Source organism: Achromobacter sp. 2789STDY5608621, assembly GCF_001299375.1.
Taxonomy (GTDB): domain Bacteria; phylum Pseudomonadota; class Gammaproteobacteria; order Burkholderiales; family Burkholderiaceae_B; genus Achromobacter; species Achromobacter insuavis.
Genome location: NZ_CYTU01000060.1, coordinates 20,117 through 29,812 on the forward strand (window position 1 = coordinate 20,117; position 9,696 = coordinate 29,812).

The following is a 9,696-nucleotide window of genomic DNA, read 5'->3' on the forward strand; positions in this document are numbered from 1 at the left end:
ATCCTTCAGGGAAAGAACTTGTCGAGTTGGTAGCCGTTGACTTGGACACCCGTCACTTCAATCGGCACGGAAATCTTCAGTTCGCCTGCCGGTCCGAAAGGACCGCGCAACTGCTCGGGCGTCAGGTAATTCTCGGGCATCAGCACCCGGCGCACCACCACGGTATCGGACAAATCAGTCAGGTCCAGCACCAGCGCGGGCCAGTGCTGCGGCTTGTCGTAGCGGTTGCGCAGGACCAGGTTCAACACCAGTCGGGTGCGGCCGTCGTCGATGGCGGCGGCGCCCGTGGGCGGCTGCAGCGACGACGAGGAAATCGCGATCCGCTCCAGGCGGCGCGCGTAGCCGACCGTGCAGCCGAGCGGCTTGCAGACGGTCTCGAGCGCGGGCCGCAGCACCGGCACGGAGTTGGCGATGTCGATGCGGTACACGTACAGCAGCTGCAATCCCAGCGCGATCAGGCCGAGCAGGCAGGCGTAGCCCCACAGCTTGCGCAGCAGGCCGCGGCGCTCCTGGCGGTCCTGGTCGAGGAATTCGGGCGGCGCGCGGCCGACGTCGGTGGCGCTGGAGTAGCGCGTGCGCGTGTCGCCAAGGATCGGTTCCGGCGAGTCCGCGTCGCGCTCGGCATCGACGTCGTCGTGGTCTCTGTCGAAATCGTCGTCGAGATCCCTGTCGCGGTCATCCTCGTCATCGTCGTGGCGCGAATCGGCGGCGTCGTCACGCACCACGAACACCGGCTCGGCCGGCCGGGTGGCGCGCGGCGCGTCCCAGCGCGCGCTGTCGCGCACCGCCACGATGGGCTCGTCGCGCGGCGCGGCGGGTTCCTGCCAGCGCGGCTGCCGGGCCAGGCGCGGCTCATCGTCGTAGCGATCGAGGTCTTCGTTCTCGTCTTCGTCGTCATCGCCCTCTTCCGCCAGCGCGGCGTCGGGTTCGATGCGGCGGCGGATATCGTCGCGGCCGCGCAGCACCGCGGGCGGTATGGCGGGCGACACTGCGGGCGGCGGCGTGACGGGCCGGATCGCCGCTTCGGGCGGCGGCGCCAGGAAAGGTTCGTCGGGCAGGTCGTCCCAGGGCGCAACGGGGGGTTGCTCGGCGGACGGCCGCCGCACCAGGGGCGGAGGTTCGTCGGCCGGTTGGGCGGGTGGCGCCAGGACCGGCGCGGCGATCACCGGCGACGCAATGGGCGCGGCGGGCGGGATCGAGGCGGGCGGCGGAACCGCAGCCGGTACGCCCGACGCCGGTACGCCCGATGCCGGTACGCCCGCCTCAGGCAGCAGGCAGGCGCGGCCGTCGAACACGGTCGCGCAGGCGCCGCAACGCACCAGGCCGTTGCGGACCCGGAGCTGGTCGGGCACCACCTTGAATGACGTGCCGCATTGCGGGCAGCGGGTGGTCAGGGCCATGGCGCGATCCGGCGGAAACGGACTCAGGCCTTCTGGCCGTGCAGGCAGACCCAGCCGTCACGGGCGCGCCAGACCGACATGGCGATCCAGGGCGCGTAGGCGGCGGCGACTTCCTCGGCCTGCCGTTCCAGCACGCCAGACAGCACCAGGTGACCGCCGGCGGCGACGCGGCCGGCCAGCATGGGCGCCAGCACCTTCAGCGGGTTGGACAGGATGTTGGCCACCACCACTTCGAACGTGCCGTCGGCCAGGCCGTCGGGCAACATGGCCTGCAGTTCGACGTGGTTGACCTCGGCGTTGAAGACCGTGCTCTGCACCGCCTGGGCGTCGATGTCGACGGCCTGGGTCGGGCCGGCGCCCAGCTTGCGCGCGGCGATGGCCAGGATGCCCGAGCCGCAGCCGTAGTCCAGCAGGGTCGCGCCCTTGGGCAACTCGGCTTCCAGCCAGGCCAGGCACAGGTGCGTGGTCGGATGGCTGCCGGTGCCGAAGGCCAGGCCCGGATCGAGTTCGATATGGATGGCGCCGTCCTCGGCCGCGGCCGCTTCCAGGCCCGGCACGTCCGGGCTGTCGCGGTGCCAGCTGGGCACGATCCAGAGACGCTCGGCGATGTGGATGGGGCCGAACTGCGATTGCGTCAGGCGCACCCAGTCGGCGTCCGGCACGTCGCGCAGGCTCCAGCCGGCGAACAGCGCCGGGTCGAGCTCGCCCGCGGCGGCGGCTTCTTCCATGATCTGCGCGGGATCGGCTCCGTCCGGCAGCAGGGCCACGACGCGATTGCGTTCCCAGGCCTGCACGTCGGGCTCGGTGCCCGGCTCGCCGAACAGCGGACGCTCGTCGTCGGTGCCCAGGTCGGCGTCCTCGACGGACACCGACAGCACGCCGGCTTCCAGCAGGGCGTCGGACAGGGCCTCGGCTTGCGCCTCCTGGCAATGGAGCACGAGTTCACGCATGATGATTCTTCCATCTGGCCAACGGGCCGCGGCAAACGCCGCGGCCCGGTCAGCCGGTTAAGGCAGTAAAAAAGGGGCCAAGGGCCCCTATTTGCTGGTCAGGGGCGCTGGGCCAGCTTGTTTTCCAGATAGTGGATGCTGGTGCCGCCCTCGATGAAGCGGGCATCCTGCAGCAGTTCACGGTGCAGCGGGATGTTGGTGGAAATGCCTTCCACCACCATTTCCGACAGCGCGGTGCGCATGCGGGCCAGGGCCTGGTCGCGCGTGTCGCCGTAGGTGATGACCTTGGCGATCATCGAATCATAGTTCGGCGGCACGAAGTAGCCGTTGAACGCGTGCGAATCGATACGCACGCCCGGGCCGCCCGGCGTATGCCAGTTGGTGATGCGGCCGGGGCTGGGCACGAAGCGGAACGGATCCTCGGCGTTGATGCGGCACTCGAGGGCATGGCCCTTGAAGGTGATGTCGCGCTGGCGCAGCGTGAACTTCTCGCCGGCGGCGATCAGGATCTGCTGCTGCACCAGATCGATGCCGGTGATCAGCTCGGTGACCGGGTGTTCGACCTGGATGCGGGTGTTCATTTCGATGAAATAGAACTCGCCGTTCTCATACAGGAACTCGAACGTGCCGGCGCCACGGTAGCCCATCTTGCGGCAGGCGTCGGCGCAGCGGTCGCCGATGCGCTCGATCAGGCGGCGCGCGATGCCGGGGGCCGGCGCTTCCTCGATGACCTTCTGGTGGCGGCGCTGCATGGAGCAGTCGCGTTCGCCCAGCCACACGGCGTTGCGACCGCCGTCGGCCAGCACCTGGATTTCCACATGGCGCGGGTTCTCGAGGAACTTCTCCATATAGACTTCCGGGTTGTTGAACGCGGCGCCCGCTTCCGAACGCGTCATGGTGACGGCGTTCAGCAGCGCGGCCTCGGTGTACACCACGCGCATGCCGCGGCCACCGCCGCCGCCAGCGGCCTTGATGATGACCGGATAACCGACTTCGCGCGCAACGCGGATGATTTCCTGCGGATCGTCGGGCAACGCGCCTTCGGAACCGGGCACCACCGGCACGCCGGCTTCGATCATGGCGCGCTTGGCGCTGACCTTGTCGCCCATCAGGCGGATAGTGTCGGGGCGCGGGCCGATGAAGACGAAGCCGCTCTTTTCGACGCGATCGGCGAAGTCGGCATTTTCGGACAAGAACCCGTAACCCGGGTGGATTGCCTCGGAATCCGTGACTTCGGCCGCCGAAATGATGGCCGGCATGTTGAGGTAGCTTTCACGCGACGGCGCGGGCCCGATGCACACGGATTCGTCGGCCAGGCGCACGTACTTGGCTTCGCGGTCCGCTTCGGAGTGCACCACCACGGTCTTGATGCCCAGCTCGCGGCACGCGCGCTGAATGCGCAGGGCGATTTCGCCCCGGTTGGCGATCAGGATTTTTTCGAACATTTTCAGCTATCAGCCAATGACGAACAGGGGTTGACCGTACTCGACGGGCTCGCCGTTTTCGACCAGGATTTCTTTGATGACGCCGGACTTGTCGGCTTCGATTTCATTGAGCAGCTTCATGGCTTCAATGATGCACAGCGGATCGCCTTCCTTGACCGTGGCGCCGACGTCGATGAACGGCGCGGCGCCCGGGTTCGGCGAACGGTAGAAAGTGCCGACCATCGGCGCCTTGACCACGTGGCCCTGGATCACCGGGGCGGCTTCGGCCGCGGCGGGGGCAGCGGCGGGCGCGGCGGCGGCCACCGGCGCGGCGGCGACGCCGGCTTCCGGCTGGTGGTAGGCCACCGGCTGCAGGGTCTGCGAGAACTTGACGATGCGAACCTTGCCTTCGCCTTCGGTGATTTCCAGCTCGGCGATGCCCGATTCAGCCACCAGGTCGATCAGGGTTTTGAGTTTTCGAAGGTCCATAGAAGCTGCTTCCCGAGATAGTGTCGGCAACGTCCCGATCGTCGGGGCCGCGCCATATAAGATGTAAAAGCTGAGAGTTGGTGCGAGATCAGTGCCGCACTGCGTAACGCAGAGCCGCTTCGTAGCCGTCCGCGCCCAGGCCGCTGATGAGGCCTACCGCCAAGTCGGACAGATATGAGTGATGCCTGAAGGGCTCTCGCTTATACAGGTTGGACAAATGTACTTCAATAAATGGGATCGCGACCCCGGCCAGCGCATCGCGGATCGCGACGCTGGTGTGCGTATATGCCGCCGCGTTGATGATGATGAAATCGGTGCCGTCTTGCCGGGCCGCCTGAATGCGGTCAACCAGCGCGCCTTCGTGATTGCCTTGCCACGCGGTCAGCGTGGCGCCCAAGTCACCGGCCAGCCGCTCCAGGCCCTCGTTGATCTGGGACAGCGTGAGGCTGCCGTAGATGTGAGGTTCCCGGGTGCCGAGCAGGTTCAGATTCGGGCCATGCAATACCAGTATGTTTTGCGCCATGCGCTTGCCAATGAGTGGATTGCCAATTGTTGGCAAAACAGCCGATAAACCAGCTTTTTACGCCAATTCCTACTATTTGTCCAACAGACTTACGCCTTCAAACCGGATAGCGTCTGGTTCAGATCATCAGGCTGGATTTCACCCAATATCTTCCGGTTAATGCTGCCATCTGCGTTGAAAACAATGGTAAACGGCAGGCCGCCGCTGGGGTTTCCGAGCTTGCGCAGGGTGTCGATGGCACCGGCGCCAATGACCCACAACGGGTAGGAAACCTGTACTTTCTCGACAAATTTTTGCATGTTGGCGGCAGAATCCACGCCGATACCGACAAACTTGATTTGCGGGTATTTTTTCTGCAACGCGTCGAGCTCGGGCATTTCCTTGACGCATGGCGCGCACCAGGTGGCCCAGAAATTCACCACGATGGGCTGGCCTTTCCAGGCGGCCAGCGACTGGGTCGCGCCGTTCAGGTCGGGCAGCTGCAACTGCATGAGGGCGGCGACAGGATCCTCGGCGGCGGGCGCCGCGGGTGCCGGCTGCGGCTTGTTGCGCCCCAGCAGGGTGTAGCCACCCGCGACCGTGGCGGCAACGGCCACGGCGGCGGAAAGGAGTAGGCGTCGATTCATGGCGCGATCATAACCGCTGCGGCCGGTTTTCGCCGCATCGGCCGCCGCGCCGGCATGACCTGCGCCTATATATACAATGCAGGACAGGAGAGTTTTCAATGCACCTGCACATTCTTGGCATCTGCGGTACGTTCATGGGCGGCCTGGCGTTGATCGCGCGCGCCGCCGGCCACAAGGTCACCGGTTGCGATGCGGGCGTCTACCCGCCCATGAGCACCCAGCTGTCCGAACAGGGGATCGAGCTGATCGAGGGCTTCGGCCCCGAGCAGATGGCCCTCAAGCCGGACCTGTACGTGATCGGCAACGTCGTCAGCCGCGGCAACCCCTTGATGGAAGCCATTCTGGAATCCGGCGCCCGCTACGTGTCCGGCCCGCAATGGCTGGGCGACAACATCCTGCCCGGCGCGCACGTGCTGGCGGTGGCCGGCACCCATGGCAAGACCACCACCAGCTCGATGCTGGCCTGGATCCTGGAGGCCGCGGGCCTGGCGCCCAACTTCCTGATCGGCGGCGTGGCCCAGGACCTGCACGTGTCGGCGCGCTACGACCCGGCGCGCCGCCCCTTCGTGATCGAAGCGGACGAATACGACACGGCGTTCTTCGACAAGCGCTCCAAGTTCGTCCACTACCGCCCGCGCACCGCGGTGCTGAACAACCTGGAATACGATCACGCCGACATCTTCCCCGATCTGGCCGCCATCGAAACCCAATTCCATCACCTGGTCCGCACCATTCCGGCGTCCGGCCGCATCATCCGCCCGACGCACTCGGAGGCGCTGGACCGCGTGATTGCGCGCGGATGCTGGTCGGAAACCGTCACGTTCGGCGCCGATGGCGCCTGGCAGGCGGGCGCGCCCGACGATAGCGGCGCCTTCGAGGTGCGGCGCGACGGCGTCGACATGGGCACCGTGCGCTGGACCCTGGGCGGCGAACACAACCGCATGAACGCGCTGGCGGCGCTGGCCGCCGCCGAGCACGCCGGCGTGCCGGCGGCCGAGGGCGTCGAGGCCCTGAGCCGGTTCGGCGGCGTGAAACGCCGCATGGAACTGCGCGGCACGGTCAACGGCGTCAAGGTCTATGACGATTTCGCCCATCACCCCACCGCCATCGCCACCACCCTGGAAGGCCTGCGCCGCCAGGTCGGACCGACGCGCATCCTGGCCGTGCTGGAGCCGCGCTCCAACACCATGAAGCTGGGAGCCATGGCGGCGCGCCTGCCGGACTCCCTGCGCGACGCGGACCTGGTGTTCTGCTTCGGCGCCCGCGCCGGCAAGCACGCTCTGGGCTGGAATCCGGCGGAGGTGCTGGCGCCCCTGGGCGAGCGTGCTTCCAGTTACGATGATATCGACGCCCTGGTGGCCGCCGTCACGCATGCCGCGCGACCCGGCGACCAGGTGCTGGTGATGAGCAACGGCGGCTTCGGCGGCATCCACGGCAAACTGCTGGCCGCCCTGGAGGCGCGCGGCTGAGGCCTGGCGCCCCGCGATCCCGCTCCACCGGAAAGGCACGAGATGATTCTTTACCTGCACGGCTTCCGTTCCTCGCCGACCTCGTTCAAGGCCCGCCTGATGGCCGACGCCATGGCCGCCCGCGGCCTGGCCGGCGACTGGGCTTGCCCGCAACTGCCGGCCAGCCCGCGCGAGGCCGTCGCGCTGGCGCTGGGCATCGCCCAGCGCCAACTGGCCGGCGCCGCCGACCCGCGCGCGCTGACCGTGGTCGGCTCGTCGCTGGGCGGCTTCTACGCCACCTGGCTGGCCGAACAGCTGGGCTGCAAGGCGGTGCTGCTCAACCCCGCGGTCGAGGCCGCGCGCGACCTGGCGACCCAGGTGGGCGAGCACCGCATGTATCATTCCGACGCGCCGTTCATGTTCCTGCCGGAGTATGTGGAGGAACTGGCCGCCCTGCACGTCAGCCGGATCACCCAGCCAGAGCGGTATTTCCTGGTGGCGGCGACGGGCGACGAGGTGCTGGACTGGCGCGAAATGCGCGATCGCTACGCGGATTGCCGCCAGCGCATCGTGCAGGGCAGCGACCACGGCCTGTCCGATTTCGCCGACTGGATGCCCGAGGTGCTCGAATTCGCTCTTGGCTCCGCGCCGAATGGCCCCAAATAACACTGACATCAACGATAGATAGCTGCGCAAGGCGGCGCATGCGCGCCGCCCAGGACGACCCTCACCATGTATGTGTTTTACGAAGACGACGGCAGCTTCAAGGCCGGCCATATCCTGTCCGAAACCGACGCCAGCCTGCAGGTGGAGTCGGAATCGGGCAAGCGCAGCAAGATCAAGCGCGCCAACACCCTGTTCAATTTCGCCGCGCCCGAACCGGCCGCGCTGATGGCCCAGGCGACCGCTCTGGCCGACACCCTGGACCTGCAGTTCCTGTGGGAATGCGCCCCCCAGGAGGAATTCGATTCGCCCGTGCTGGCGGCCGATTATTTCGGCCACGCCCCCACTCCGGTCGAGCAGGCCGCGCTGCTGATGCGGCTGCACGGCGCGCCGGCCTATTTCCACCGCCGCGGCAAGGGCAGCTACCGCCCCGCCCCGCCCGACATCCTGGCCGCCGCCCTGGCCGCGCTGGAAAAGAAACAGCGCCAGGCCGAGCAGCAGCAGGAATGGGTGGACGAAATGGCCGCCGGCCGCCTGCCCGAGCCCATCGCCCAGGCCGCCGAATCGCTGCTGATCCGGCCCGACAAGAATTCGCAGCAATGGAAGGCGCTTGACGCCGCCTGCGCCAAGCTCGGCAAGAGCCCCGACCGCCTGCTGCTGGAATTGGGCGCCTGGCCGCACGCGCTGGCGCTGCACAAGCGCCGCTTCCTGGCGGTGAACTTCCCGCGCGGCCTGGCCTTCCCCGAACTGGAACTGCCGCCGGTCGACCGCGACCTGCCGCTGTCGGACGCCGAAATCTATTCGGTCGATGACGTCACCACCACCGAGATCGACGATGCCCTGTCGGTCTCCACCCTGCCCGACGGCAACCTGCGCGTGGGCATCCACGTGGCCGCGCCCGGCCTGACCGTGACGCGCGACAGCGAATTCGACAAGCTGGCGCGCGCGCGCCTGTCGACCGTCTACATGCCGGGCGACAAGATCCCGATGCAGCCCGACAACGTCATCAAGGCGTTCTCGCTGGACGCGGGCCGCGAGGTGCCGGTGCTGTCGCTGTACGTGACGGCCAACCCGGAGACCGGCGAGGTCATCGAATCCGACACGCGCCTGGAGCGCGTGGTGGTGCGCGAGAACCTGCGCCACAACATGCTCGACGCCCAGGTCACGGAAGAGAGCCTGAACGACACGTCCACCGACATGCCCTACGGCCACTGGCTGCGCCCGCTGTGGAAGCTGGCGCAGGCGCTGTCGGCGCAACGCGAGAACGTGCGCGGCAAGCCCGAGAACAACTCGCGGGTGGAGTACAGCTTCTACCTGGACGGCAACCCCGACGATCCCGACACCCCGGTGCGCCTGGTGCCGCGCCAGCGCAACGCGCCGCTGGACCGGATGGTGGCCGAGTACATGATCCTGGCCAACAACCTGTGGGGCGGCCTGCTGAACCAGCACGGCGTGCCCGGCATCTACCGCTCGCAACAGGCCGGCCGCGTGCGCATGAGCACGCAGGCGCTGCCGCACGAGGCCATCGGCGTGCCGCAATACGCCTGGAGCACGTCGCCGCTGCGCCGCTACGTGGACCTGGTGAACCAGTGGCAGCTGATCGCCGCGGTGGAACACGGCGTCTCGGCGCGCCTGGTGGCGCCCTTCAAGCCGCGCGACGCGGACCTGTTCGCGATCATCGGCGCGTTCGACGCGCAGTACGCGGCCTGGGCCGAGTTCCAGAGCGCAATGGAGCGCTACTGGTGCCTGCGCTGGCTGAAGCAGCACCACATCACCCGCACGGTGGCCCACGTGCTGCGCGAAGACCTGGTGCGCTTCGCCAACTGCCCGCTCGTCACCCGCATCGGGGGGATGCCCGAGCTGGAGCGCGGGACGGCGGTGGAGGTGGAGATCCTGGGGATGGATGAGTTGTCGCTGGAGCTGGACTGCCGGTATGTGGGGCAGGTGGGGCCGGCGGCTGAAGAGGCTGCTGCCTGAGGGCGGCGTTTGGCCTGTCTGTAGGCTTTTTTGCTGGCTTCGGGACGGGCTTTCTTAGGCCGCCCGTCTGGCAGGCGGCCCGGGCGGCGGGCGCCCACGATTGCGGTCCGGAGCGTTCGCTCCGGACTGCCCCTTCGTCATCCTTGTATGGTGTAGATGCGCCTTCCGCAGTGGGAGGGTGCTGGGGTAGGGACGT

9 protein-coding genes are annotated in these 9,696 nt (G+C 67.7%); 3 read left to right on the plus strand and 6 right to left on the minus strand.

Going from position 1 to position 9,696, the window contains the following annotated elements:
• Positions 1–5 precede the first annotated feature (5 nt).
• From AOZ53_RS29915 to AOZ53_RS29940, 6 genes are all read right to left on the minus strand, one after another.
• Complete coding sequence (locus AOZ53_RS29915; RefSeq protein ID WP_054490608.1) at positions 6–1,400, minus strand: DUF3426 domain-containing protein; 1,395 nt, start codon at positions 1,398–1,400, stop codon at positions 6–8.
• Positions 1,401–1,423: 23 nt separating this feature from the next.
• Entirely contained in the window at positions 1,424–2,350 is a 927-nt protein-coding gene (gene prmA, locus AOZ53_RS29920) for a 50S ribosomal protein L11 methyltransferase (RefSeq protein ID WP_049071128.1), read from the minus strand.
• Between the two features lie 98 nt (positions 2,351–2,448).
• Positions 2,449–3,795, minus strand: a complete 1,347-nt coding sequence (gene accC, locus AOZ53_RS29925; RefSeq protein ID WP_006392756.1) for an acetyl-CoA carboxylase biotin carboxylase subunit — start codon at positions 3,793–3,795, stop codon at positions 2,449–2,451.
• A 9-nt stretch (positions 3,796–3,804) separates the two neighbouring features.
• Positions 3,805–4,263 carry an acetyl-CoA carboxylase biotin carboxyl carrier protein gene (gene accB / locus AOZ53_RS29930; protein ID WP_054432841.1) on the minus strand — a complete coding sequence of 153 codons (459 nt, stop codon included), beginning with the start codon at positions 4,261–4,263 and terminating at the stop codon, positions 3,805–3,807.
• An 88-nt stretch (positions 4,264–4,351) separates the two neighbouring features.
• Positions 4,352–4,786 (minus strand): type II 3-dehydroquinate dehydratase, encoded by a 435-nt coding sequence (gene aroQ, locus AOZ53_RS29935; RefSeq protein WP_006392754.1) that lies wholly within the window; start codon positions 4,784–4,786, stop codon positions 4,352–4,354.
• Positions 4,787–4,875: 89 nt separating this feature from the next.
• On the minus strand, positions 4,876–5,412 hold the full coding sequence (locus AOZ53_RS29940) for a TlpA family protein disulfide reductase (protein WP_054432842.1): 537 nt from the start codon (positions 5,410–5,412) through the stop codon (positions 4,876–4,878).
• A gap of 98 nt (positions 5,413–5,510) precedes the next feature.
• Between AOZ53_RS29940 and mpl the strand changes: the two genes are divergently transcribed.
• The 3 genes from mpl (at position 5,511) to AOZ53_RS29955 (ending at position 9,500) form a co-directional block, all read left to right on the plus strand.
• The gene (gene mpl, locus AOZ53_RS29945) at positions 5,511–6,881 is read left to right on the plus strand and encodes a UDP-N-acetylmuramate:L-alanyl-gamma-D-glutamyl-meso-diaminopimelate ligase (RefSeq protein ID WP_054478354.1); all 1,371 of its coding nucleotides are present in this window, start codon (positions 5,511–5,513) and stop codon (positions 6,879–6,881) included.
• 42 nt (positions 6,882–6,923) lie between these two features.
• Positions 6,924–7,526 (plus strand): YqiA/YcfP family alpha/beta fold hydrolase, encoded by a 603-nt coding sequence (locus AOZ53_RS29950; RefSeq protein ID WP_054478357.1) that lies wholly within the window; start codon positions 6,924–6,926, stop codon positions 7,524–7,526.
• Positions 7,527–7,592: 66 nt separating this feature from the next.
• Entirely contained in the window at positions 7,593–9,500 is a 1,908-nt protein-coding gene (locus AOZ53_RS29955; protein WP_054490610.1) for a ribonuclease catalytic domain-containing protein, read from the plus strand.
• The last annotated feature ends 196 nt before the right edge of the window (positions 9,501–9,696 follow it).